This window comes from Rhodococcus sp. T7 (assembly GCF_009872365.1).
Lineage (GTDB): Bacteria > Actinomycetota > Actinomycetes > Mycobacteriales > Mycobacteriaceae > Rhodococcus_F.
In genome coordinates, this window is sequence record NZ_WXYH01000165.1 from 20,405 (window position 1) to 44,332 (window position 23,928).

The following is a 23,928-nucleotide window of genomic DNA, read 5'->3' on the forward strand; positions in this document are numbered from 1 at the left end:
CAATACTGCGCGCCCTGCGCACCCGACCTGAAAGACAGGACTTGAAACTCGAGACGATCCACATCGAGAACTTTCGTGCACTGAAGGATGTCACTCTTCCGCTGTCGACCTTCGGATGCTTGATCGGTGAGAACAACGCCGGAAAGTCCTCGGTTTTGCACGCGCTGCACCTCGTCCTCGCCGGCAACACACCCCGCAACATCGACATCCACGACCACCACGACCCGCTGTTGCCGATCCGCATCGAATTGACGATCAGCGAGATCAGCGAGGAGGACTTGGCGCGGATCTCCGATTCAGGGCATCGCGCGAGTTTCGAGGCAGACATCACCGATCGCATGATCACCCTCGTGCGTATCGTTCCTCCGGGTGAGAGCAAATCGTCGCTGAAGATTCTCAAGCTCGGCCCAGCCGAGGATCGCTTCACGGACAAGGTTCTCACGCCGATCATGAGGGGGAAGAGAAACGAGGTACTTCGGGAAGCAGTGGTCGAGCTGATCCCGGAGCTCGAACCCCTCCTCGGCGATAAACCGGCTCAGTCAGATGTCCGTGAGGCGCGTGACAAGATCGTCGAGGCCCTGGCGCCCGAGCAGAAGGCACTGCGCGACGAACCACTCGGCACCGGCATCGACGCCGCCATCAAGTCCTTCCTCCCCGAACCGCTCTACATCGAAGCGGTCAAAGACGTTGCCAGCGAACTGAAAACGAGCGGAACGGGCACCTTCGGCAAACTGCTGAACATCCTGCTCCACGAGGTGACCGACAAACTCGGCGATATCGAAGAGCAATTCTCGGATATCCAGCGAAAACTCAGCAGGGTGTTCGACGAATCCGGGAACCACACCGACGATCGCCTCGATCAGGTCAAAAAGATCGAGAGCACCATCGAAAGGTTCGTCCGGGAGAGCTTCCCGGACATCGATTTGAAGATGACCGTCCCTGTCCCCGAGATCAAGACCATCGTCGCTGGCGCCGAACTCACCGCCGACGACGGGCACGAAGGCTCCATCGCCAGCAAGGGCGACGGACTCAAGCGGGCCGTGACCTTCGCGATCCTGCGTGCATACAACGTTCTGCGCCACGAAGGGCTCGGCACAACCGAACGCAAGCAGACCGGAGGTCCCAGCTACCTGCTGCTGTTCGAGGAGCCGGAACTGTACCTGTACCCATGGGCCCAGAGACAGCTCTTCCAAGCACTCGAAGCGTTCGCCAAGGACCACAGCGTCCTCGTGACAACCCACTCCCCGGTCTTCTTCAGTCCCAAGTCGACGAAAACCTTCACCAAACTCCGCAAGGTCACCGAGTCCGGGTGCACGCCCTACACGGCAATCACGCCAGTCGTTCTGGGAAATTCCGTGTCGGTCCGTGATGCCTTCCAGATCATCCGCCACGAACACAACGAGATCGCCTTCTTCGCACGAGCGGTCGTGCTCGTCGAGGGCGACAGCGACGCCGTCGTACTTACCCACCTCGCCAGCTTGCTCGACCCGCAGTGGAACCACATCGACCGCAACATCGCGTTCGCCCGGATCGGCGGAAAAGGCAACATCGGCAAGTACCGCACCTTCTTCAACCACTTCGATATTCCCGTGCACGTGGTCTGCGACCTCGACGCCCTCATCGGCGGTTTCGGCAAGCTCACCGCAACAACCGAGATCATCGAGATCCGTCGAACGTTGATGGCGGCCATCGATCGCAGCCTGCCTACACCCGCACCGGAGATCGGGGCGAGAGCAGCGAAGGATCTTACCGCTCGCGGAGACGCACAGAGCAACTGGACCAGGGCAAAGGAGGTCTTCGAAGGCGGGGCACAGGACGATGCTGCGTGGACGGCATTGCGCGAGGCCATGGACGACTTCTTCACATCGCACCGTAAGAACGACAAACTCGCTGCGCTCACCGGAACCGACCCGGACGTCGCAAGACACAAGCATGAACTCCTGGAAGCTCTGCGCGGCGAAAACGTGCACGTCCTCTCCCGCGGAGACCTCGAGGCATACTGCGGCGACACCGGGCGCTCGGAGAAGGTCGAGCACGCCCTCGAGTTCTGCGACGAGGTAACCAGCGAGACCTCCTATCGGGCGGTCCTGGGTGAGCAGGCGGACGAGATCGTCAAAGAACTCATGACACTGTTCGGCAGCATCTTCGGCGAATCCGCTCCACAGCCGATCCCACCGACTGGCAAGGCGAAGGAATCTCCGATCGAACCGGTGATCATCCGCCCACCGTTCGATACGCCTTCATCGGTGGAGGACGTGACCGCATCCTCACAGAATTGACCAACGCAACTACGTTGTTTCAACAGAAAAACTCGGTAGGCGGGGGCGAATGCCGGCGCGACAAGTCGCCCAGGGTGCACCGACACCCACCCCTCCGGTCCCGGGTTATTCAACCGGGACCGGAGACCAACAACCACGGCATGTTGATCACCTCTCTGCGATGCGATCCAGTACGAACGCAGCGCACGACACTGTGACCGCGTGCTCGGGGGCCATGCCCGATCAAAACGCTCTGCTGAACCAATGAATGAGAGGAATTTCCCGTGGCAGCAGTCGGTATCGAGGTGCCCGAGCGCACCAACGTATGCGCGATCGTGGGATTGCTCTGCGCCCTGACGGGATTGTTCGTCCCGGCACTCGTATTCGGCGCAATCGGTTACGTGGAGACCGGCGGACGCGAACACGAAACCGGCTCCGGCCTCGCCGTTGCCGCTCTGATCCTGGGAGCCGTCGAACTGATCGTCGTCGTGCTGACCGCCGTCATAGTTCTCGTTACCATGCATTGAACGAAGCACGTGGTTCGGCGACATCGCCGCCCCACAACTGTGCCCGCATCCGCACCTAACCGAACACCCGGCCCCGGCCGATACCTCGGATCCCTCCGGGCTCGTCACCGCACAGGGAACCGCACATCCCGACATCTCGGGGGCGGTTTCATCCGCAGGCGGCGCGATCTGCCCCCGTCATTCTCCCCGGTGCCGGCCGGGTGTCCGCACGTCCGAATCCGGGCCCAAGTTCGGATTCGGAGTGGGCCGGTGAAAGCCCGGATCGACGGTCAGGTCTTCGGTGTCGGCGAAGACCAGCCGCCCGTCGTCGAGTGCGACCGCCCACCGATGCACCGGCGCCCACTCGTGACCACCACCGCCCGGGTCGGTCACCGCTGCATAATCCTCGACAACCTCACCGGTGAGATCGGCCCCGGAACTCCTCCGGACCAGCACCCGAACTCCGACCGTCAACTCCGGGCCACCGACCGGCCGATTGCCGCTAATTCCGGCCATGCTGATGCACCTCTTCGCTCGGTGAAACTCCCGAGATCGAGCATAAGCACCGCCCGGCCCGATACGCGACCCGACCTGCACGAACACCATCCGCGATCGGACCGCCACCGACGCAGTCAGCTGCCATGGTGCCGTCGGCGCCCGCCCAGGTGCAGCAACCCGAACTCAGTAGCGCGACAGAAGCAGTGCGACCTCGCCTTCCCCCTCCCCCGTGCTTGCCCTTGTCGTGAACGGGCATCTCCTAGATGAATTTTCGTCACTCGCGGCCAACCGGACTATGGCTTCCTTCGAATCCTCTACCTGACGGCTTCTTGCTCTGCGGCTTCTTCTCGGGCGCTGCGCACAATCACGTCACCCCGACGGCTGCCGGGCATCGCGACCGCGGCACCAGCAGTGACCGCCCCTGCGCACCCCGACAACGTTCCGTGGGCCTTAGCACTTGTTGTTCGGTGTTCGGTATTGACCGAACACCGAACACCTGCGAGTATGGGACGGTGAACGGACAGCGGATCCAGCACGGGCACGCGGGTGCGGGCATCGAGGCCTTCGTGGTCGATGCCTTCGCGCAGTTGGACATTGCGGCCCGCCCGCCCGTGACGGCATCCGGGGCCAGCGCCGACCTGGTTGTGGACCCGGACGGCGTGGCGGTGCCGATCCGACTGGAGTTCCGCACGTTGGTCACCGACGACGTCGCCGAGCGGCTTGTCACCGACATTGCGCCCGCGACCGCCGCGGACGCGTCCACACCGTTGCTCGTCGTGGCCGACCGGGTGACCGACGCAGCGCGCACCATGCTCATCGGCCAGCACGGCGGCTACCTCGACCTGCGTGGCCGACTCGCACTGCGCACCGATCGCCTGGTGATCGACGCCGACGTGCCGCCGGTCAAGGAACGCGCCGCACGGTCCGAGGCGCTCGCAGGCAAGGCCGGACTCGAGGTCGCCACCGCCATACTGCTGCATCCCGAACGAGCCGGCACGGTGCGCGGGCTGGCGCGCGAGCTCGGCCGCTCCCCCAGCACGGTCTCGGAGATTCTCGCCGCCCTGCGGCGAGACGGCCTTCTCGACGAGAGCAATGCCCTGGTCGGCACCGACCTGTTCTGGCAGGTCGCCGGCCGCTGGACGAGCCCGCGTGTTCATTTGGCGCAGCCACCGATACCGGGAGATGCCGGCCTGCACCGGACGCTCCGGCTCGGTCTCGACGCGCTCGACGGGCCCGGGTGGGCACTGACCGACTCCGCTGCCGCCGCCGCGTATGGTGCACCCCTCGCATTCCGTACAGGTCACACCCTCGACTTCTTCGTTCCCGACCAGTCCATCGTCCGGCGGGCGGCCACCCTGCTCGGGACCGCGGAATCCGCCCGGCTGGCGCGCGCCACCGTGCGGGTCGCCCCGGTTCCCGCGGTCGTCCAGTCCCGGATCGAGCTGGACGCCAGCCCGCTCGAATGGCCGCTCACGCATCCGGTGTTCGTTGCGCTCGATCTCGCCCAAGACCTCGGGCGGGGCCGGGAAATCCTCGACGCCTGGACACCCGATAGCCGGTGGACCCGTGTCTGGTAGTCGCCATGTCGTGTTCGTCGGCGATGCCATGGCCGCCGTCGCCGCGGGTGTCATCGAGGTTCGGGCACTCATCGGCCAGCCACCCGTCATCGTCGGCGGCCTCGCCGTGCTGTCACGGTTGTCGAGCCCCTACCGCGCCACCGTCGATCTCGACCTCGTCGACCGGCTTCTCGGCCGTCTCCCCCAACTCGAGGTCCTGCGCGCCGCCGACGGCGCGGAGCCGGTCGAGCCGGCGGCCGTCCTGCTGCCCACCCGGTACGGATCCGTCAAGGTCGACGTGCTCGAAGTCCGCCAGGTCGAACTCGACCACCCCAGCGACGACCCCGGCGACCGCCTTCACGCCTCGGCGCACGCCTGGGCCAACGACACCGCAACCGACATGACCATCGAGGTCATCCGCACCAACGGTAACCGCATTACGGTGACCACCCCGGTCGCCGAGCCCGGGCCGCTGATCGCGATGAAACTCCAAGCGGTGATGAACCGCTCGGCAGACAAGCAGGGCACCGACCTACTCGACATCGTGCACCTGATGCTCGACGAGACCACCCGCCCGGCGGCACTGGCCCAGATTCGCTCCGTCGACGCGGCCACCGCGCAGGACATCGCCCTCCACGTCGATCTGTGGTTCACCCGCAAACGCCCACAATCGCTTCAACGGATCCATACAGTCGGTGGCCGCGACATCACCACCGACGACCTCGACCTGGTCGCCGAACTGTTGACCGACGCGACGCAACATTAGTGCCCATGTCATGTGATTGCCGAAGGCAGCGCTTGGTCGCGATGTGGTGTTGTGCAGGCAGGCCACCCCGGAGGGGATCGAATCGTCGACCAGGTTCCGATCCGGGTCCACCACCCGCAGACGACGTTCAACGCCACCGAACTGAGTACCGCCGCACGCCGCCCTGCACTGATCGCTCACTGCGCCACAGCACGCCACTCGTCGTGCGCTCACGCGTTGCCTGCGCCAGTGCCTACAACGTAGATTCCCGATCAAACTCCTTGCCGTAGATCGGGGTTCCCGGCTGCTGACGGCAGGAATCTTCGACGGCGCCCGCGTCGACCGGGTCAAAGCCGAGCTGATTGATCAGATGCGGTTCTCCTCCGCAGCCGCACTCAGGCGGCCGCGACCGCCTTCGCAACGGGCGCGCCATCCGGCTCGGGCCTAGAAAACGGCCGCGGAAGGAACTTGCTCGCGCCGTTCACCGCCAGAGTGCACAACGCGATGGTGAGTAGGGTTGCTGCCCAAACTATTCCGCTAGAGAATTCGGATTCGTCGAGATGAAGGGCAATGATAATTGGTGCACCGAGGCCGAAGTTCGCACCGAACATTGTGACGGGGAAGACCGCTAAGAGGCCGATGAGGCCCCACGCGGTGGACACCCGTCGCCAGAGTTGCACCGCCAGTACAGTGAACAGCACTACCTGGGTTCCCTCGAGCACGCCGATGACCAATGGATAGTTCCAGATCCGCAACTCGTACGGACCGTAATAGGTATAGACATTTGTGCCGGTACCGATGACCTCGAATACGCACGAGGTGATGATCTCGGCACCCCAGATCAGGAACAGATGCGTGCGCCGCAGGCTTCCCTCGTACATGCGACGCCCAGCGTAGAGGCAGGCGCTCGCGTACAGGATGATGTAGCCGCTATGCGACCAGTTCGGCTGAACGACCCCGAACGCAGTGAAGTGAGAGTACATCGCTCCAGGCTCGCCGTTGTGGACATCGTAGAACCAGAGGTCAAAAGCTACATCGTAGAGCGGTTCGGCGAAGGCCGCGATACCGGCCGCCAGGCATGCCAGCAGATAGAAGGGAGTCCGCTGCCGTACGCACATTCGGAAGGCAATGGCCAACATAATGGCGACTATGGCCCAACTCAGCCAGGTGAAGATACTCTGCCACATCATGTCGAGTTCATGCTGCATGACCTCGGATGGCATGCGCCCCATAGCTGCTCCTAGTCCAACATCTTTGTACAAATCGCCACGCCGGGACGGCGTAGGACAACGATCCTTTGAGGCTAGGTCCGCCACCCCATGGCGCGCGTCTCCCCAGGGGGGTACGGGAATCACACTTTGGGGGTAGGCACCGAGGGAAGGACGCACTGCCGGCCATCTCGACCGGGAGCGAAAAATCGACGACAGAGGAATGCATCGCCGACGAACGGCTTTCGAGTCGGACGGTCCCGGAGCTAGAGTCAGCCCCCATGAGTGATAAACGAATTCGTCTCAGCGTGAGCGACAGTGGTGTAGCGACTGTCACGATGGTCCGTGCCGAGAAGCACAATGCGTTGGACAAGGCTATGTTCGAGGGATTGCTCGAAGCCGCAGGTCACCTCGCTACCGATCGCACAGTGAGAGCGGTCGTTCTTCATGGCGAAGGGCGCAGCTTCTGCTCGGGTTTGGATATTTCGAGTTTCCTTGCTGATTCAGCGGGAGGCATCGACGCCCTGTTCGTCCGGGAGCATGGGAAACCTGCCAATTTCGCGCAGCGCGCGGCGCATGACTGGTCGGGAGTTCCGGTGCCGGTGATCGCCGCGATCACCGGAAACTGCTTCGGTGGCGGTATGCAGATCGCGCTCGGCGCCGACATCCGAATCGCTGCGCCCGATGCCCGGTTGTCCCTCATGGAGGTCAAGTGGGGACTGGTCCCGGACATGGCAATCACTCAGTCCTTACCACGTGTTATGCGCATCGACGTGGCGAAGGAACTCACTTTCACAGGACGAATCGTATCGGGCCTGGAGGCAAGTTCGTTGGGATTGGTCACGCGCACGGCAGAGGATCCGCTCACTGCAGCACTCGAATTGGCTGAGGACATCGCCGAGAAATCGCCAGATGCGATCCGGGCGGCAAAGCGCCTCTACGACGAGGGCTGGAACAACGGCGACACAGCGGAGGCGCTTGCCCTCGAATCCCGGCTTCAATTGGGACTTCTGGGTTCACCAAATCAGGTCGCCGCTGTCGCTGCCGGCGTCTCCGGGCGCGCCCCCTCGTTCATCGACCCGGTATGAATCGGGTTCTATTCACGCTTGATCCGCGCTTCAGGCGGTTGTCGGAGCCCCGATCTAGTCCGGTCTGTACCCCACCGCGTTCAATGCGATGGCACCAAATCTCTGGGCAACGGCACGATGTTTGGGCGGACACTCAACGTACCAGCGGGGAATGGCATCACACATGTCGAGCAACGCCCTTGTGGTGAGCACGGAATCCGATACGGTGAAAAGGCCCCGCCTGCGCCCCTCTCGGACGATCCCGAGCAGCAGACGTTCGACCCCTGTTCGCACACGCTCAAAGCGGTCGCGATTCGGTGCGCTGAGGTATCGGATATCGGGCTCCAACGCCACCATCCGCGGGCTGATGAGGGTCCGGAGGAGTATCGATTCGATTACATAGGTCAGTCGGACCTCCGGCTTGTTCCCGCCCGCGTCGCGCGCGGCGTAAGCGCGCGCGAGGACGTCCTTGGTCGCGCTCTCGAGCAGCGCCGTGAAGATGCCTTCCTTGTTCCCGTGATAGTAGTACAGCGTGGGCATCGTCACGCCTGCGCGTTGAGAAATATCTCGCACCGTCGTACCACGAAAGCCCTTTTCGTAGAAGGCATCAAGGGCTCCGCGAAGAATCGGTGACAATTTTGGTTGCGCCACATATCGCCAATCCGGTTCGTCGAGTACCGCCGTTGCCTCGTCGAATGGTGCGGACGGTACTCGCCGCCGTGAAGCCATGGGTCCTGCCTGCGTCGCTCGTCTTTCGGTGTGGGGAGGTCGCGGTTCCTAGAGTGGGGGAAGATGACCTCTGACGAGTAGCCACGCAATCGCGGTCACGAGATTCTGGATCGGGTCTACCAGGTCGATGATCATGTGCTCTCTCTTCGTCGGGGTTGATCGGATTCGCCGCGCGCTAGTCGACGGCGTACATCTCGTCCGCAATAACGGCCGGAAATTCTTCGGTGAGTGCGGTGGATTCGAAGCTCTCCTGGATCGCGAGCCGGGCACTGTAGGGCAGGGTGTCCATGATCTCGCGCACCCGTTCTTGCCTGCGGGCGACGGCTTGGCGGAATGGCATGCCCGGGGTGGCTTTCATCTGTGGGACGATGCCTTCGACGTCGTCGACGCCACCGGCGTGGTGACCGGCGTCGACCATGGCCTGCTCTGCAGCCATCTGCGCGTCATCCTTCTCCTCGGACATGCCGATCGGGCCGATCATGGTGCCATTGAGGAACTGTTTGACCACCGGCTCCTCCGAGGTGAGCAGTACCTCGCGGGGACCGAACATCACCAGTTGTCGGCGGAAGAGCATGCCGATGTTGTCCGGCACCGTGCGGGCGAGGTTGATGTTGTGCGAGACGATCAGGATCGTCGCGTCGATCTCGGCGTTGATGTCGATCAACGTCTGGCTGATGTAGGTGGTGCGGACCGGATCCAGGCCGGAATCCGGCTCGTCGACGAGGATGATCTGCGGGTCCAGCACCAGCGCCCGGGCCAGGCCGGCGCGTTTGCGCATGCCGCCGGAGATTTCGCCGGGCAGTTTCGTTTCGGCGCCGATCAGACCGGTCAGTTCAAGCTTTTCCATCACGATCGTGCGGATCTCGGATTCGCTCTTCTTGGTGTGCTCGCGCAGGGGGAAGGCGACGTTGTCGTAGAGGTTCATCGACCCGAACAGGGCCCCGTCCTGGAACAGCACCCCGAACAGTTTGCGGATCTCGTAGAGTTCCTTGGTCGAGCACTCGAGGATGTCGGTGCCGTCGATCACGATCGAGCCCTGCTCCGGGCGGAGCAAACCGATCAATGACTTCAGGAACACCGATTTACCGGTACCCGACGGGCCCAGCAACGCGCTGACCTCACCGGGCGGAAGCGTCAGCGACACGTCCTGCCAGATCTTCTGCGATCCGAAGGACTTCGTCAGATTGGTGACCGCTACCTCGACACCCATTGTTTCCTCACTCTCACGGCCTGGGGATTGGTGTTGCGCAGCAGCGGTGGCCACTATCCGCTGCGGTGCTGTCAGAACAACGGTTCGAATCGGCTGATCAACCAGGTGCTGTCGATGCGGGTGAGTCCGACCCGAATTGCATTCTGCGACTGCGTCGTTTCGGGGCTACTTGCTGTCGTCGTGCTCTGATTGATGTATACGAGGACCGATGCTTGGTCCTTGGACACCGATTCGACAGCGGAACCTGCTGCCGCCGCTTGCATCGTGACCTGCTTGTCTTTTGCCGTCGGCGCGACCACGTCTTTCGCCAGCTTTGTGTATGTTTCGAGGAAGTCGCCGGTCAGCACGCCGCGTGCGGCGTCCAGATCCTGCTCGACGGTGTCGGGCTTGTACGACAGAAGCGTTACCGCACCGTCGGAAGCAACCTGTGCCACGGACTCGCGCGACGCCACGAGCGCCTGGTCATCGGTGCGCTGAACGAAGAATTGAACCAGGACGAGGGAAAGAACTGCGCAGAGCGGGATCAGCGCTGCGGCAGTCATACCGAGTCGGCGCCGACCGGCGGTGGGGCGCCCCGTATCGGACGTCGTGACCAGTGATCCGGCGACCCTGTCGGCCAATGTGCGCCGCTGTCCGCGATGGAGCGGCCAGAACCGCCCGATGAGGAACAAGATCGCCTCGACCGGAAGGCACCCCACCCGGATGATCGCACGGAGGATCCCGATCGGAGATCCTGTGGTGGCAGAGACCGTGCGGAATCCCTCGAGGTACTTGCCGGCTGTTCGCCCGGTGCGCCCCTGCCAGATGATGCTGTTGGAGACGATGTAGAGGCCGGATACGGCCACGACTCCCCAACACAGGGCGACCCATACCTGTCCCGCCAGAATCTGCGACAGGGCCCCTGCAGTTGCCGCCACGGCGAGAGGTGGGCCCATGTCGACTGCCAGTGCCCGGCCGCGGCGCACGAGTGAGGCTCCCTGCTCCCCCGCGGTGCCACTGTCGGGTTCTGCGCTCTCTTCTTTCACCTGGGTAGTCACGTTCAGTGTCGTCATTGGACGAATCCCACCTTCGACAATTTGAGTTGCCCGTCGACGTCGACAACGTCAACGCGCAGCTGGTACTCCTGCGGTTCGATCGTCGCTGTCACACCGGGATCCTGACCCGAAGGTTGGGTCCGATCTCCACCCGCTTCAGGGTTGGGGCCAGCGGAATCAGGTCCGATGACCGGGACGCTGCCCTCCGCCGATGCGGCCACCAGAACAGTGGTACTGCCGTCGTCATTGCGTCGCTCGATGCCAGATTCCACGGCGTGGCCGACGGTGACGTTGCCCGCCGCGCTCATGGTGTCGAGGACGGACTGTTTGCGGGCGTCGAAGTCGTCGTGCCACTGGCCGGCGGCGTTGTCGAGGACCCGTTGGACGTAGCCACCCGGATCGTCTTTGCTTGTCGAGATGAGCTGCGCGACCCCGTCTTCGGCAAAATGCATCAGGGCGCGGTCCGCCGCGTCTCGTTGTTCGACGGCGCGGTGATCCCACCATGCCTTGCCACCGGAGGCGGACGCGGCGAACGAGGCCAGAATTAGGACCGCAACCGCGGCACGGTTGATCGCTGCCTTTCGGCGCCCGCGAACAGCACCTCGTTTCGCCGGACGCTGCGGCTGCTCGTCGACAGTGCGGTCGGCGACGGCATCCGGCGGATGCTGATCGGCCGCCTCTGCAGCGCGTTCGGCAGCAGCGAGTGCGGCAACCGCGGCCGCGCGGGCTTCGATTGCGTGAGCGCGGAGGGTTGTGGTGTCGACGTCGATCCGCGAGCGTGGCGTGTGGGTGGATGTTTTCGTCATCCCAGCCTCCTTTGACATTTCAGGACGGGTTTCTCACAGAGGCTCGAGTTGGGAGATGAGCCACTGATCGCCGGACGCCTCCATGCGGACTCGTACACTGCTGAAGAGGTACGTCGGGTCCGGTTTCGCGGCGCTGGCCGTGGTACCTCGGAGGAAGACGAGGACCACCGCGGAGTCGGATTCGGCTGAAATCACCGATGCTCCGCTCGCTTCCCAATGCGTCTCGACCTGCCCTTGCTTCGCCTGCGGGATTATCGTGTCGGCCGTGAGAGTCGAGTACGAATCCAAGAAGTCGCCGGTCAGGTGGCTTTTGGCCTGGGCGACGTCGTCCTCGACGGTGGGTGCCTTGTAGGTCAGCACGCCCGCGGTCAGTTCACCGGCCTTCCCGGCGACGGCGGCCCGTGTTTGTCCGGTTCGCTCGTCGGAGACGGTGAGATGGAGGTGTGCCACGGCGGCGAAGGTTGCCGTCGACGCAGCCAGGAGCGCCACCGCAACCAGTGTGCGCGTGCGCCGCCCTCTGACTGTGGCGGAGCGGATCAACGCGACTTCACTGCGGTAGGTCAAAGCGGCGGTGGCGAGGACAACGAGTGTGCTCGCAATGATGAACCAGAGGGGGAACTCGAGAACTGCCCCGGTGGCCACGAGCGCACCGAGTGCGACCGCAGTGAGTCCGCATCTGAGGAAGGCGGCCTGACGGGCGGTAGCCGGGTTCGGTGCGGCCGCGGCGGGCGGTTCCTGCGTCGATTCCGCTGCGACATCCTTGTTCTCGAGTTCACAGGTCATGGCACGACCTCCACTTTTGACAGTTTGTAGGACCCGTCGACATCGACGATGCCGACTCGTAGACGCCAGGTTCGTGGCTCGTCCTTGGCGCCGGCGGCGTTGCTTACCTTCGACACCGCCGATACCAGAACGGTTGTGCTGCCGTCATCGTTTCGGCCCTCGATTCCGGCACCGAGCACTTCGCCGCTCGACTCGGTCTTCGACTCCGCAATGGCGGCGACGAACTGATCCTTTGTGCCTTCGAACTCGGTGAGCCACGATCCGGTCGCGTCGTCGATGATGCGATCCGCCCCGGCGGCGGGATCTTGGGAGCTCGGGGAGATCAGATTGAGGACTGATTGCCGGGCGGCGCCGAGCATCGCCAGATCCTGATCGCTGGCGTCCGTGCTGTCCTGGTGCGCGTTCGCGAGGGCCCCCGCAGCCACCAACAGGCCCGCAAGAACGACCACAAACAGTGCCGCCGCGGCGGTGTTCCATCGGCGTGAGCTCGGTTCTGGATGGCGCGAGTCGTCGCCGACCGCGAAGGTGTCGCCGGGATCGCCTGCTTCCTCTGCCGCGGCCGCGGCTTCCGCCGCCTCGGCCGCCTCGGCCGCCGCCACGGCTACCTCGGCGGCCTGCCGTGCGTCGAGTGCGGCGCGGACGGCTGCGACATCCGACACGGTTGCCGATTTACGTCGGAGCATCAGTGGCCTCCTGTCAGAATCGCCTGGACCGGCGAGGTTTCACCATGACCAGATCCGGTGCGGCTGAGATCTGTTTGCGTGTATGTTCGGCCGTCGCTGCCCTGATACTGGCCGGACAGTGGGTTGTAACTTGCCGTCCCGATCTGGGGGCCGGCCGGCTCCTGTGTGTTGGATGCGGGGGCGGCCGCGTTGCCCGTGGTCGGTGTCGGGTCCCCCACCCAGGGATTGGTTCCCGACGGGGTGTAAGGCTCGTCGCTCTTGCAGATCTCCACGGTGGGTGCGCGTTTGCCGGGTTTGTCCATGCACGGCAGATTCCGTGCACCGCGCACCGCCACCGACGAGTCCTGCGGCACCGCGCAGAAGATCGGGTCGGATGTGCGCGTCGGGGCGTCGGTGGCAGAGCCATCGCGCCGTTCGGAGGCCGGGAGGAACCCGGTCGTGCAGGGCGGCGGGGCGTTCAGATTCAGGTTGAAGTCGAGGAATGCGCCGTTTGACGTTCCCTGATCGGGGACATTGATCGTCTTGAGGGCGCTGACGCTGGCGGGCAGCAGTACCAGCAACTGTTCCAGTGACTGATTGTAGGTGACCGCGACCTGACCGAGGCTGGTCAGATTGGCCGCCAGGAGCGGAGCGGTGGGGTGCAGTTGCTGGAAAAGTGCACTTGCCTCACTGGCCGCTGCGGGACTGGTTTCGAGAATGTGCCGGATGTGCTGGTCATTCGCGTCGGCCTGTTGGACGGTTCCCGCCAGGTTCTGCACCCACTCGCGGATCGCGGGGCTGCTGACCTTCTGGGAGTCCAGAAATGGTGCCGCGTCGTTGATCAACGTGGTGGTGGCGTCGGCGTCGGTGTAGGCCTGGTCCAGTACACGGTCGGAGCCATTGAGGATCCGCTGCAGCGCGGGGCCTGACCCCTCGAAAGCGTTGTGCGTCTCATCGATCAGTGCGCTCAGCTGTTGCTGCGGGATCGATGTGAGGCTCGCATTGAGTGTGTCGATCATCGGTCCGATGTCCTGCGGCACACTCGTTTGGCTCGCTGGTACGACCGCCCCATCTTCGAGGAACGGTCCCTCGAGCGAGCTGGGGACGAAGTCCAGGTACTGTTCGCCGATCGCGGACCTGCTGTGCACCTGAGCCTCGGCAGAGACCGGAATGCTGATCGAACTATCGAGATTCAGCGTTGCACGCGCCCCTCCGGCGGTGGGCGTGACATCGGTGACGGTGCCGATGGTCGACCCGCGATAGCTGACGTTCGCACTGCTGTACAGCCCACCACTTGTCGGAAGGTCCACCGCGACCGAGTAGCGCCCGATACCCACCAGCGCGGGCAACCGCATGTACACGACGCCCATCGTGATCAAGGCAATCACGGTCAGGACTGCGAAGATGATCAGCTGAATCTTGACGAATTTCGACAGAATCATCGGGTACCCCTCATCACAACGTTGTCGAGCCCCGCAGTCAACGGGTTCTTCGTCGAGACCGCCGGAATTCGACCCTCCGTGCGGCCGAGCGCGGTCTCGGCGTTCGTAAGCGACCCCTCAAGGGGTGTCCCCTGCAGCAGCCCGCGGTCGAGGCGGCCCATGGTGAGATCGACGGTCGCGGAGAGATTGCCGGCGTCACCTTTGAAGAACTTCGGAATGTTTTCCAGCGGCCAGGGATACGTGGGAAGCAGACCCAGGGCCTGGGTGAGGTCGGAACCGGAGTTGCCGAGTTCGCGCAAGACCGGGTCGAGCTCACGGACATTGGCCTGTACGTCGTCCGAGCTCGCCGTGACAACCCGGTTCGCCGAATCGGCGAAATTTCCGACGGAGGTCACCGTGTCGGTGAGCTTCCGTTGCTGCTCGTCGAGAATGGCGAGCGCGGGCGGAATTCGTTCCAGCGCGCCGGACAGTACGGCGTTCTGCTGGTCGACGGTCGAGGCAAGGCGATCGAGGCCCTCGGCGGCCGTGATGATGTCATCACGTTGTTCGTTCAGACTGCCGCTGAAGGTATCCGCTTGATTGAGAAGGTCACGGACTTCAACCTCGTGTCCGGACAACCCGGCGTTGAGTTCGCCACTGATTTCCTGGATCTGAGCGAGGCCTCCGCCGTTCAGAACCGTCGACACCGAGGCCAGTGTCTGCTCTGTCGTCGGATAGGTGTTCGCGTTATCGATCGGGATCGTGTCACCGTCGCGTAATTCGCCGGCTGGTGCTTCCGTCAGTGGTGACGCCAGTTCGATGTGCAGCGAACCGAGCAAACTGGTCTGACCGACCTTCGCCGTCGCATTGGCGGGGAGGTGGACGTCGGGCTCAAGTGAGACCGTAACGACCGCGTGCCATCCGACGAGCTGCACGTCGTCGACATTGCCGACCGTGACATCGCCGACGCGTACCCGACTGTTCCGCTGAATCGACGTCACATTCGGCATCTCGATCTTGACCGTGTACGAGCCGTCTTCGGAACCGGCGGTTCCTGGCAGTGGCAGGGAGTTGGCCCCCTGCCAATCGCACCCGGACACTGTGAGGGTGAATCCGCCGACCAATGCCATGATCGCGGTCCGGGTGATCTTCTTGCTGGCCACTATCGCCCACCTCCAGCGTTTGCGGGTGCCGGGATTCCGAGAAGTCCTGCCAGCCCGGCAGGTGCGCCGACGGGCTCGACCGATGCGGGAGCGGGCACCGTACCGCGTAGCCAATCTTCGCTGTAATCGATCTGCTCGGGTCGGACCTGTTTGCCTGCAACCGGGTTGATTCCGACCGGCGGATAATTCATCTGCACGAGCTGCAACACCGGTGCGAGCTGTTGGACGCACAGTTTCGCCGCCTCGGCGGCACCCAGCTGACTTGCCGCCTGGATTGCGCCGCAGATGAACTGCACGGGGTTCTGGAGCTGGGTGACGGCCAGAGCGCCGGTGAAGGAGCCGTGAGCGGGTTCATAGATGTTGTAGAAGTTCTGGATCGCCGTCGGACCGACGTGCAGGAGTTGCTCGATGTCGGGACGTATCTCGTTCAACGCCGTGGTCACGGTGGCGAGGTCGCTCACAGATTTGCTGAGCCCGTCGCGGTTGTCCTTCACGAACTGCCCCAGCCGGCTGGTCATCGCATCGATGTTCTGCAATGCGGTCGCCAGCTCTTGATCGGAGTCGTTGAGCACGGACGATACCGAGGCGACGTTCCGATTCAACTCGACGATTTGATTGTCACTCGCGGCGAGTGCAGTCATGAATGCCTGCAGATTGCGCACGGTGGCGAAGAGATCGTCGCGGCCGTCCGACATCGTCGACATGGCATCGGAGAGCTTCGTCAACGTCGAGTTGATGTCGTCGCCCTTGCCGGCCAATGAGTCGGCTGCGGTGTCGACGAAGTCCCCAAGAGAACCGGCCTTATTGGCCTCGGTGGGGCCGATCGATTCGGCGAGATGCTGCAGTTGCCTCCGAAGGTCGTCCCATTCCACGGGCACAGCGGTGCGCTCGATCGGGATCTGACCACCGTCAACCAGTTCGGGGCCGCCGGTGTAGGCAGGTGTCAGTTGGATCGAACGTGACGAGATCAGGCTCTGCGATAGCACGGCGGCCTTGACCTGCTGGGGGACCTTGTAGTCGGCGTCGTAGTGGAACCCCACTCGCATCCGCTCGCCGTCGGGATCGATGGAATCGATCACCCCGACGTCGACGCCGAGGATCTTGACCTTGTCCCCGACGTACAGACCGTTGGTGTTCTCGAAGTACGCGACCGCGGTCCTCGTGGTGACTCGGTCGTACGCGTGCCACGCGAGGCCGAGTGTTCCGGCCACGAGAAGGACGACGACGGTCAGGATTGTGATGCGCCGGCGGGACGTGCGCGGCATCAACGACTGGAACATGGTCATCCTCCCAATCCGGGTAGCGGCGGAAGTCCCGGCAGCTGCGGGAGTGGCGGCAGCTGAGGCAGCCCGGGCAGTGCGGGTGATCCCGGCTGGGCCGGAGCCGCTGCGGGAGCGGCGGGGTCGCCGGGTTGGACGGGGCAGGTGCTCGGATTGGGCAGCGGTGTGGTGTGGCCGGGCGGGGTCAGACCGGGGGCCGCGTTGTGTCCGCAGGTCACCGGGAACTGGTTTGGCCCGTTGAGTGTGCCGGGGTCGACGCCCTGCTCCCGGAATGCGGCGTCGATGAAGGGCTGGAGGAACTGGCCGGGAAGCAGATTCATGATGTACGCCTTGAAGAACGGGCCGGACGCCACCGATTCACCGAGCGAGGTGATGTACTGGCTTGCCGGTAGGATCGCCTTCTTCACATCGTCCTTACGCTCGTTCAACAGTGCTGTCACACCGTTGAGTTGATCGAGTACCGGCCTGAGTTGGGCTTCGTTGTCATCGACCAGTGACGCCACCTGTGCGGTGACGGCGGACAGATTCACCAGGAGCGTGTCGATTGCCTGTCGGCGCTGATCGAGCGCGCCGAAGAGGGTGTTGCTGTCGAGGAGCAGCTTGTTGATCTGTTCGCTGCGGCCGCCGAGGACCTTGGTCAGCGACTCCGCATTGTGGAACAGGTCCTTGACCATCTGATCGCGGGTGCCCACGGTATCCGAGAGCCGGGAGACCCCGTCGAGCGCGGCACTGAGGTTCGGTGCGGTCTGATCAAGGGTCTGACTCAGCGTGTCCAGCGCGTTGGTGACCTGGTCGGTGTCCAAGTTGCTCACGGTGGTGGACAGGTCGCCGAGCGCATCGGTCAGGAGATAGGGGGTGGAGGTGTGCTCGAGCGGGATCGGCTCGTCGGGTGAGAGCGCCTCGTCCCCCTTCGGCGTCACTTGCAGGAACTTTCGCCCCAGCACGGTCAGTGTCTTTATCGCCACCTCGGAGTCCACGCCCAGACGCGGTCCGTCCACACTGAATGCGATCCGGACCTTGTCGCCGTCGAGTTCGATGTCCTCGACATCCCCGACGTGGACGCCGGAGAGGAACACTTTGTCGCCGGCCTCGAGGCCGCCGGTGTCCCCGACGTACGCGGTGTAGGTCACCGACGAGCTCAGCGTGGAGGCGATTCGGTCGAAGTTGACCGAGATCAGCACCAGGGCCGCGACCACCAGGACGCCGATCAGACCGGTGCGAACCGTGTTCGTTTTCTGTGTTCGGCTCACTGTGCTGTACACCTTCCTGCCCGCTGCCCGATGATCGGAATGAGGGCGGGATTACCGTCAGGGCCATTGACTTTCAACGTGACATCGCAGAGGTAGAACGTGAAGAAGTCGCCGTAGAGTCCGAGCCGGGCGAGTCGACCGTATGCATCGGGGAGTGCGCTGAGCGCCCAGTTGACGTAGTCCTTGTCTGCATTCACGTTTCCGGCGACACGTCCGATCTCCGAGATGTCGCTCTTGATCGACGGGCGGGCGTTCACCAGGAGATCTGCGACGGAGGCGGACGCGTCGTTCACGCGGACGAGGGCATCACCGATCGGGTCGGACTGCTCCGAGAGTCCACTGATGACCTGCTGCAGTTTGTCGATTCCTTCGTCGAACTGCTTGTTGTGGTCGTCGACCGTGCCGAGCACGCGGTTGAGGTTGTCGATCACCGAGCCGATCAACTGATCGCGGTCGGCCAATGCGGAGGTCAGCTCGCCGGATTGCTTCAGGAAGTCCGATACCGTTCCACCCTGTCCTTGCAGAACATTCACCAGCGAGGTCGAGAGCTTGTTGACCTGATCGGGGTCCAGTGCTTTGAACAGAGGACGGAATCCGTTGATCAGGGCGTCGAGGTCCAGCGCGGCCATCGTGCGATCTGCCGGGATCGTCGAGTCCTCGGGCTGTGTGGTGTTGGACCCCGGACTGTCGAGCAGTTCGAGGTAGTGAGCTCCGATGAGGTTCTCGTACCGCACCGCGAGCTTGGTGGATTCGGTGAACGGCACGTCCTTGGTCAGCGAGAACTCGACCAGGGCGGTGGCCTCGTCAACGATCTCGACAGACTTCACCTTCCCGACTTCGACGCCGGCCACCCTCACGAACTCATCCGACTTCAACCCGGATGCGTCCACGAAGGCCGCCTTGTACGTGCGTTCGCTGCCGAACCGCACTTGGGAGAAGACCACCACGACAGCGGCGGTGAAGACCACCATGACAACGGCGAAGAGGGTCAAGCGTGCAATGGTTCCAGTGATTTTCATTAGCGTGCCGGCCCTCCGACGATATTTCCGAACAGATAGTCGACGAAAAATGGGGAACCGAGACGGGGGCTGGTCGAATCGGCGATCGATGCACCGGTGTCGGTGACCAGCACGGGCGCCGGATACATGTCTTTGGTGATCATCGGATAGCAACCCGGTTGTCCGCCCGGGCCGCCGGACGCCTCGACCTTCGGCAGGTTCGCTGGATAGCGATAGGGGTCGTCGCCGGGAAGGAACCCGACATCGAGGTCGGCAGAGTATCCGGTGTTGCCACCGAACGAGTTCAGTTGAGCATTGCGCGCGTCGACGGATTGCTGCAATAGACAGGTGATTTCGGGACTGTACTTGGACAAGAGCCCGGTTGTCGGCAGCAGGAGCCGCATGGAATCGACCAGCCCGCGCTCGAGATCATTGGTCAATGCCGCGCCTTCGTTACCGAAGCCCACCGCCGCGGTCAGCGTCGAATCGAGCTCGGCCTGCCGATCGACAACCGAATCCGATGTTGTGGAGGCGAACTTCAGTAGGTCCATCAAGGTCGGTGCGACATCCGCATAGGTGTTGACGACGGTGGACGTGTCACGAAGATCGCTCTGAAGTTGCGGCAGAACCGGGTTGAGTCGGGCGAGCACGGAATCAGCCTTGACCATGGTGTCGCCGAACTGCTCGCCGCGGCCTCGCAGACCCTCGGCGACCGCGCCGAGTGCTGAGTTCAGCTTCGCCGGGTCGACATGGTGCATCACCGACGTCAGATTTTCGAATACTGTGTTGATCTCCGTCGTGACGTTGCCCGACCGCACCTCACTTCCCGCGGCGAGCGGGCTGTGCCCCTGACCTGAGGCGCTTGTCAGGGCGACGTACTTGGCGCCGAACGCCGTCGTGGCCTTGATCTCGGCGGTGGTATCGGCCGAGAGCAGGCCGAAGCGCCCCGAATCGATATCGAGACTCAGTCGGGAGGTGCCGCCAACCTGCTGGACCTCTTTGACCCTGCCGATCTGGACACCGTTGAGCTGCACCTTGGCACCAGGTTCCATCACGAGGCCGGACCTATCGGCGACGACGGTCAACGCAACGGTTTCCTCGAAGGCGCCTCGGAATGTCTGCATGCACAGCACCAGGGCTGTGACGACGCCGAACAGCATCGCGGCACCGGCGATCCGAAGCGGTGGCCGTTTATAGTGTGATTTCTTGCGTGTTCCCATCAGAGCGTCCCCCGTCTAACCGGCCAGGTTGAAGTTGCCGGATGTTCCGTAAATAGCAAGTGAGGCAAACAGAACCACCATCACCACCGCGATCAGCGATGTGCGTACGGCCCGTCCGACCGCCTCACCTACTCCGGCGGGACCACCGGCGGCGTTGTAGCCGTAGTAGCAGTGGATCAGCATCACCACGGTGGCCATCATCAAGGCCTCGAGGAAGGACCAGAACAGATCGCTGGTCCGAAGGAAGGTGAAGAAGTAGTGGTTGTAGACGCCGGCGGACTGACCGTAGATCCCGGTGGTGGTCACCTGCGCAGCGAGGAACGACATGATAACGGCCATGGAGTAGAGCGGAATGATGGCGACGATTCCGGCAATGGCTCTGGTCGACACCAGGTAGGACATCGACCGGATGCCGGTCACTTCGAGGGCGTCGATCTCCTCACTGATCCGCATCGCACCCAGTTGGGCGGTAGCACCCGCACCGATCGTTGCCGCGAGCGCGATACCGGCGACCACGGGTGCCATGATGCGCACGTTGCAGAACGCCGCGAAAAACCCCGTCAGCGCCTCCACGCCGATGTTGCCCAGCGAGTTGAAACCCTGGATGGCGGCGAGGGTCCCGCCGGCGAACGTCATGAATCCCACGATCGCCACCGTGCCGCCGATCACCGCCAACGCCCCGGATCCCATGCCGATTTCGGCGATCAGTCGAAGTGTCTCACGCGAGTACGTCTTCACGGCATGCGGAGTGAACCGAATGGTTCGCCAGAAGAAGACGGCCTGTTCACCGAGGGATTCCAGGAAACGCAGAGGCGCCGCTGCCACCTTCGACGCTCGCCGTTTTCCGGTCAGACTGTTGGTCACGGTCATCGCCCCGTCCCGTACTTCACGCCGATAGCGGTGACAACGACATTCACCGCGAACAACGCCATGAAGGCGTACACGACCGTCTCGTTGACGGCGTCGCCGACGCTCTTCGGTCCGCCCTTCACCGTGAGACCACGATGACACGCCACCAGACCCGCGATGAGCCCGAACAGGCAGGCCTTCACCTCGGAGATGATGACCTCCGGCAAACCGGTCACGAAGGTCAGAGATGACACGTATGCGCCTGGCGTGACGTTCTGAAAGACGACGGAGAAGAAGAATCCTCCAACAATGCCGATCGTGATCACCAGCCCGTTCAGCAGCAGCGCCACCAGCGTGGAGCCGAGCACTCGCGGTACCACCAGACGCTGAATCGGATCGATTCCCAGCACCTTCATGGCGTCGATCTCCTCGCGGATCGTCCGGGCACCGAGATCGGCGCAGATCGCGGTGGCGCCGGCACCTGCCACGACCAGAACGGTGACGAGTGGACCGATCTGGGTGACCGCGCCGAGTGCCGCACCGGCACCGGAGAGGTCGGCAGCTCCGAACTCGACCAGGAGGATGTTGAGGGTGAAGACCACCAGAACGGTGAACGGTACCGCGACGAGCAGTGTCGGCAGCAATGCAACACGAACGATGAACCACGACTGCAGAACGAATTCTCGCCATTGAAACGGGGGCCGGAAAAGTGCACGGAACGTCGCCGCGCACATCTCGAAGAATGCGCCCAGGGGCCGCAGTGCCGCTTCGGCCCGGCCCCGAGCCTTCCCGGCCGTGCGGACACGCGCGCCGCGGCCCGGTGCACGCGGATCTACTGCGAGCGGTGGGGAACCGGTCACCGGTTTCCTCCTCGTTTCGAATGGAAAATGAAGTGGGACGAGCGACTGATCGGGCTACTCGGGCCCATCCACAACCAGACATGTTGTGTGCCGCATCACATTGAATGCTAGGGCTACGCTAGATCACTACACAAGTAAATTGCGATTCACTTCTTCCGTTTGGGGGAGCAATCTCACCCAAAAGTGGCAGGAATCCGTCCCGCGTTTCCCCCCGAGGGGGGATGAGAGGGTGCAAAAGTGATCCGCTGTTGACTATTCTCCATCACGGCGGGATCGGGCGATCGTCAGATGGCTCGACCGACTGCAGCGGCAAAGGAGACACCTCCAGCGGCGCTCCCCCACCGCACATCGCGTCCGTCTCGGCTGCGACCGCGACCTCGCCCGCCGTCGTAACGGGGTCCGTTCTCGTTGCGGTGGCCACTTCTGCAGCCGCCCTGCCCCCTGCCATCGCCGCGGGTGGGCGGTGGTTCTCGCCGCCCACGCGAAAAACCCTCCGGCGTCCTGTCCTGGGAGGACACCGGAGGGCGTTCGTGGCAGCCGATCAGTCGTTGAGCTGCTCGAGCTGCAGAAGGTACTCGCCGATGTACGTGCGAGACTGATCTCCGTTGAGCGGCTGGAACATCGACGCGGCGGAATCGCGGTACAGACGCTCGAAGATCGCCCCCTTGCGGAACGACGACCCACCGGCCATGCTCATTGCATGCCTGGTCATGTGCATGACGTTGTCAGCGATGAAGGTCTTGGCCAGACCGATGTACGGGAAGCGTAGCTCCAACGGCCATTCGTCATCCTTGCCGTCGAGCAGTTCCTGGCAGGTCTGGTAGAGCACCCTGCGTGAGATCTCCACCCGCGAGGCCATGTCGCCGATACCGTCGATGATGTGTCCGACGCCGGAGACCTTGGTCTCTTCTGCGACGATGGCACCGAAGGTGGCGCCGAGGGTCTTCTTCGACAGGACCGCGCGAGATTCCTCGAGAACGCGGTACTGCATGCCCAGGTAGATGCTCGCGAACATCAGCGATGCCCACTCGAGGACGCCGAACGCTCCGGAGCGCCACTCGCAGATGAAGCCGTCTTCCGGAACGAAGTAGCCATCGAAGTGGATGGTCTGGGTACCGGTGGCATGCATACCGAGAGCGTTCCAGGTCTTTTCGATGCGGATGCCATCGCCCTGGCCGTTCTCGTCGACCTTGAAGTCTCCGATGAAGAAGCTCTCCGCGTTGACCCGTTCCTGGAAATCCTCCGGCAGGTTGCCCTCGGCATCGGTGATCGTCGCGTTGGTGGTGATGATGTCCGCGGCCTCGCAGAGCGTTCCCCAGGTCTTCTTGCCGTAGAGCTTCCAGCCACCGTTGGGCTGGGGAACGGCCTTCATGTCGGCCAGGCCGCTGAATCCGGCGCGCTGCTCGGAGAACGGTCCGAAGATGATCTCGCCGTCCGCAACTCGACCGAGCCAGTACTTGTTCTGCTCTTCACTCATCAGGTTGCCGGCGATGCCGACCATGATGTAGTGCATGTTGTAGGCCAACGTGATCGCGGAGTCGCCTTTGGACAACTCACTGATGACCTTCGATGCCTGCAGCAGGTTGCCGCCGGCCCCGCCGAACGCCTTCGGCACAGGAAGAGATCCGAGCCCGGACTCCTTGAACGCCTTGATGGACGGGTAAGCGAAGGTGTTTTCCGCGTCGTACTTGGGGCCGATCTCGCGGAAGAACTTCGAAACCTCCTCTGCCTTTTCAAAGTAGGGCTGGAATTCTTCGTCGGTCATGTCCTGCTCTAGCATGTGCACTCCAATTGCTGTGTCGTTACGAATCGTTCGAGCGTGGTG

The 23,928-nt window shown here is 63.3% G+C and carries 22 protein-coding genes and 1 pseudogene; 5 read left to right on the plus strand and 18 right to left on the minus strand.

Annotated elements, in window-relative coordinates; translation table 11 throughout:
* Nucleotides 1-41 precede the first annotated feature (41 nt).
* Both MLGJGCBP_RS17455 and MLGJGCBP_RS17460 read left to right on the plus strand, forming a co-directional pair.
* Entirely contained in the window at nucleotides 42-2,279 is a 2,238-nt protein-coding gene (locus MLGJGCBP_RS17455; protein ID WP_160097203.1) for an AAA family ATPase, read from the plus strand.
* Between the two features lie 263 nt (nucleotides 2,280-2,542).
* Nucleotides 2,543-2,785, plus strand: a complete 243-nt coding sequence (locus tag MLGJGCBP_RS17460) for a hypothetical protein (protein WP_160097205.1) — start codon at nucleotides 2,543-2,545, stop codon at nucleotides 2,783-2,785.
* 177 nt (nucleotides 2,786-2,962) lie between these two features.
* On the opposite strand, the gene MLGJGCBP_RS17465 is transcribed toward MLGJGCBP_RS17460, so the two are convergent.
* Nucleotides 2,963-3,280 (minus strand): hypothetical protein, encoded by a 318-nt coding sequence (locus MLGJGCBP_RS17465; protein ID WP_160097207.1) that lies wholly within the window; start codon nucleotides 3,278-3,280, stop codon nucleotides 2,963-2,965.
* A gap of 494 nt (nucleotides 3,281-3,774) precedes the next feature.
* On the opposite strand from MLGJGCBP_RS17465, the gene MLGJGCBP_RS17470 reads away from it, so the two are divergent.
* Together MLGJGCBP_RS17470 and MLGJGCBP_RS17475 are read left to right on the plus strand one after the other, a co-directional pair.
* Nucleotides 3,775-4,839, plus strand: coding sequence for a helix-turn-helix domain-containing protein (locus tag MLGJGCBP_RS17470; RefSeq protein ID WP_160097209.1), 1,065 nt, complete (start codon nucleotides 3,775-3,777; stop codon nucleotides 4,837-4,839).
* Nucleotides 4,829-5,584: a nucleotidyl transferase AbiEii/AbiGii toxin family protein gene (locus tag MLGJGCBP_RS17475; protein WP_236581165.1), complete on the plus strand. Its 756-nt coding sequence runs from the start codon at nucleotides 4,829-4,831 to the stop codon at nucleotides 5,582-5,584. The genes MLGJGCBP_RS17470 and MLGJGCBP_RS17475 overlap by 11 nt, the downstream gene beginning before the upstream one ends.
* Nucleotides 5,585-5,816: 232 nt before the next feature.
* Here MLGJGCBP_RS17475 and MLGJGCBP_RS51825 read toward each other — a convergent pair.
* Both MLGJGCBP_RS51825 and MLGJGCBP_RS17485 read right to left on the minus strand, forming a co-directional pair.
* Nucleotides 5,817-5,933 (minus strand): annotated as a pseudogene (locus MLGJGCBP_RS51825) (NADP oxidoreductase); the annotation flags it as partial.
* 25 nt (nucleotides 5,934-5,958) lie between these two features.
* Nucleotides 5,959-6,795, minus strand: coding sequence for a hypothetical protein (locus MLGJGCBP_RS17485; protein ID WP_160097211.1), 837 nt, complete (start codon nucleotides 6,793-6,795; stop codon nucleotides 5,959-5,961).
* Between the two features lie 257 nt (nucleotides 6,796-7,052).
* On the opposite strand from MLGJGCBP_RS17485, the gene MLGJGCBP_RS17490 reads away from it, so the two are divergent.
* The gene (locus tag MLGJGCBP_RS17490; RefSeq protein ID WP_160097213.1) at nucleotides 7,053-7,859 is read left to right on the plus strand and encodes a crotonase/enoyl-CoA hydratase family protein; all 807 of its coding nucleotides are present in this window, start codon (nucleotides 7,053-7,055) and stop codon (nucleotides 7,857-7,859) included.
* Nucleotides 7,860-7,913: 54 nt separating this feature from the next.
* Here MLGJGCBP_RS17490 and MLGJGCBP_RS17495 read toward each other — a convergent pair whose 3' ends face one another.
* From MLGJGCBP_RS17495 to MLGJGCBP_RS17570, 15 genes are all read right to left on the minus strand, one after another.
* Complete coding sequence (locus MLGJGCBP_RS17495) at nucleotides 7,914-8,567, minus strand: TetR/AcrR family transcriptional regulator (RefSeq protein WP_236581166.1); 654 nt, start codon at nucleotides 8,565-8,567, stop codon at nucleotides 7,914-7,916.
* 175 nt (nucleotides 8,568-8,742) lie between these two features.
* A complete protein-coding gene (locus tag MLGJGCBP_RS17500; RefSeq protein ID WP_160097215.1) occupies nucleotides 8,743-9,777 on the minus strand; it encodes an ABC transporter ATP-binding protein in 1,035 nt (344 codons plus the stop codon).
* Between the two features lie 71 nt (nucleotides 9,778-9,848).
* A complete protein-coding gene (locus tag MLGJGCBP_RS17505; protein ID WP_160097217.1) occupies nucleotides 9,849-10,829 on the minus strand; it encodes an RDD family protein in 981 nt (326 codons plus the stop codon).
* A complete protein-coding gene (locus MLGJGCBP_RS17510) occupies nucleotides 10,826-11,617 on the minus strand; it encodes a hypothetical protein (protein WP_160097219.1) in 792 nt (263 codons plus the stop codon). Before MLGJGCBP_RS17510 ends, MLGJGCBP_RS17505 begins: the two co-directional genes overlap by 4 nt.
* Before the next feature lie 33 nt (nucleotides 11,618-11,650).
* Complete coding sequence (locus MLGJGCBP_RS17515) at nucleotides 11,651-12,400, minus strand: hypothetical protein (RefSeq protein ID WP_160097221.1); 750 nt, start codon at nucleotides 12,398-12,400, stop codon at nucleotides 11,651-11,653.
* Nucleotides 12,397-13,083, minus strand: coding sequence for a hypothetical protein (locus MLGJGCBP_RS17520; protein ID WP_160097223.1), 687 nt, complete (start codon nucleotides 13,081-13,083; stop codon nucleotides 12,397-12,399). Before MLGJGCBP_RS17520 ends, MLGJGCBP_RS17515 begins: the two co-directional genes overlap by 4 nt.
* The gene (locus MLGJGCBP_RS17525; RefSeq protein WP_160097225.1) at nucleotides 13,083-14,504 is read right to left on the minus strand and encodes an MCE family protein; all 1,422 of its coding nucleotides are present in this window, start codon (nucleotides 14,502-14,504) and stop codon (nucleotides 13,083-13,085) included. The genes MLGJGCBP_RS17520 and MLGJGCBP_RS17525 overlap by 1 nt, the downstream gene beginning before the upstream one ends.
* The gene (locus tag MLGJGCBP_RS17530) at nucleotides 14,501-15,646 is read right to left on the minus strand and encodes an MCE family protein (RefSeq protein ID WP_160097227.1); all 1,146 of its coding nucleotides are present in this window, start codon (nucleotides 15,644-15,646) and stop codon (nucleotides 14,501-14,503) included. The genes MLGJGCBP_RS17525 and MLGJGCBP_RS17530 overlap by 4 nt, the downstream gene beginning before the upstream one ends.
* Nucleotides 15,646-16,932 carry an MCE family protein gene (locus tag MLGJGCBP_RS17535; protein ID WP_160097229.1) on the minus strand — a complete coding sequence of 429 codons (1,287 nt, stop codon included), beginning with the start codon at nucleotides 16,930-16,932 and terminating at the stop codon, nucleotides 15,646-15,648. The genes MLGJGCBP_RS17530 and MLGJGCBP_RS17535 overlap by 1 nt, the downstream gene beginning before the upstream one ends.
* Entirely contained in the window at nucleotides 16,929-18,176 is a 1,248-nt protein-coding gene (locus tag MLGJGCBP_RS17540; protein ID WP_160097231.1) for an MCE family protein, read from the minus strand. Before MLGJGCBP_RS17540 ends, MLGJGCBP_RS17535 begins: the two co-directional genes overlap by 4 nt.
* Nucleotides 18,173-19,195, minus strand: coding sequence for an MCE family protein (locus tag MLGJGCBP_RS17545; protein ID WP_160097232.1), 1,023 nt, complete (start codon nucleotides 19,193-19,195; stop codon nucleotides 18,173-18,175). The genes MLGJGCBP_RS17540 and MLGJGCBP_RS17545 overlap by 4 nt, the downstream gene beginning before the upstream one ends.
* The gene (locus tag MLGJGCBP_RS17550) at nucleotides 19,195-20,394 is read right to left on the minus strand and encodes an MCE family protein (protein ID WP_160097233.1); all 1,200 of its coding nucleotides are present in this window, start codon (nucleotides 20,392-20,394) and stop codon (nucleotides 19,195-19,197) included. The genes MLGJGCBP_RS17545 and MLGJGCBP_RS17550 overlap by 1 nt, the downstream gene beginning before the upstream one ends.
* A 15-nt stretch (nucleotides 20,395-20,409) precedes the next feature.
* On the minus strand, nucleotides 20,410-21,264 hold the full coding sequence (locus MLGJGCBP_RS17555; RefSeq protein ID WP_160097235.1) for an MlaE family ABC transporter permease: 855 nt from the start codon (nucleotides 21,262-21,264) through the stop codon (nucleotides 20,410-20,412).
* Nucleotides 21,261-21,977 carry an MlaE family ABC transporter permease gene (locus tag MLGJGCBP_RS17560; protein WP_236581175.1) on the minus strand — a complete coding sequence of 239 codons (717 nt, stop codon included), beginning with the start codon at nucleotides 21,975-21,977 and terminating at the stop codon, nucleotides 21,261-21,263. The genes MLGJGCBP_RS17555 and MLGJGCBP_RS17560 overlap by 4 nt, the downstream gene beginning before the upstream one ends.
* Before the next feature lie 667 nt (nucleotides 21,978-22,644).
* Nucleotides 22,645-23,883 carry an acyl-CoA dehydrogenase family protein gene (locus MLGJGCBP_RS17570; protein ID WP_160097241.1) on the minus strand — a complete coding sequence of 413 codons (1,239 nt, stop codon included), beginning with the start codon at nucleotides 23,881-23,883 and terminating at the stop codon, nucleotides 22,645-22,647.
* Between the last annotated feature and the right edge of the window lie 45 nt (nucleotides 23,884-23,928).

Coding starts and splice junctions, on each gene's coding strand:
- MLGJGCBP_RS17465 (WP_160097207.1), bottom strand. CDS start 3,280: ATGGCCGGAATTAGCGGCAATCGGCCGGTCGGTGGCCCGGAGTTGACG.
- MLGJGCBP_RS17485 (WP_160097211.1), bottom strand. CDS start 6,795: ATGGGGCGCATGCCATCCGAGGTCATGCAGCATGAACTCGACATGATG.
- MLGJGCBP_RS17490 (WP_160097213.1), top strand. CDS start 7,053: ATGAGTGATAAACGAATTCGTCTCAGCGTGAGCGACAGTGGTGTAGCG.
- MLGJGCBP_RS17495 (WP_236581166.1), bottom strand. CDS start 8,567: ATGGCTTCACGGCGGCGAGTACCGTCCGCACCATTCGACGAGGCAACG.
- MLGJGCBP_RS17500 (WP_160097215.1), bottom strand. CDS start 9,777: ATGGGTGTCGAGGTAGCGGTCACCAATCTGACGAAGTCCTTCGGATCG.
- MLGJGCBP_RS17505 (WP_160097217.1), bottom strand. CDS start 10,829: ATGACGACACTGAACGTGACTACCCAGGTGAAAGAAGAGAGCGCAGAA.
- MLGJGCBP_RS17510 (WP_160097219.1), bottom strand. CDS start 11,617: ATGACGAAAACATCCACCCACACGCCACGCTCGCGGATCGACGTCGAC.
- MLGJGCBP_RS17515 (WP_160097221.1), bottom strand. CDS start 12,400: ATGACCTGTGAACTCGAGAACAAGGATGTCGCAGCGGAATCGACGCAG.
- MLGJGCBP_RS17520 (WP_160097223.1), bottom strand. CDS start 13,083: ATGCTCCGACGTAAATCGGCAACCGTGTCGGATGTCGCAGCCGTCCGC.
- MLGJGCBP_RS17525 (WP_160097225.1), bottom strand. CDS start 14,504: ATGATTCTGTCGAAATTCGTCAAGATTCAGCTGATCATCTTCGCAGTC.
- MLGJGCBP_RS17535 (WP_160097229.1), bottom strand. CDS start 16,932: ATGACCATGTTCCAGTCGTTGATGCCGCGCACGTCCCGCCGGCGCATC.
- MLGJGCBP_RS17545 (WP_160097232.1), bottom strand. CDS start 19,195: ATGAAAATCACTGGAACCATTGCACGCTTGACCCTCTTCGCCGTTGTC.
- MLGJGCBP_RS17550 (WP_160097233.1), bottom strand. CDS start 20,394: ATGGGAACACGCAAGAAATCACACTATAAACGGCCACCGCTTCGGATC.
- MLGJGCBP_RS17555 (WP_160097235.1), bottom strand. CDS start 21,264: ATGACCGTGACCAACAGTCTGACCGGAAAACGGCGAGCGTCGAAGGTG.
- MLGJGCBP_RS17560 (WP_236581175.1), bottom strand. CDS start 21,977: ATGTGCGCGGCGACGTTCCGTGCACTTTTCCGGCCCCCGTTTCAATGG.
- MLGJGCBP_RS17570 (WP_160097241.1), bottom strand. CDS start 23,883: ATGCTAGAGCAGGACATGACCGACGAAGAATTCCAGCCCTACTTTGAA.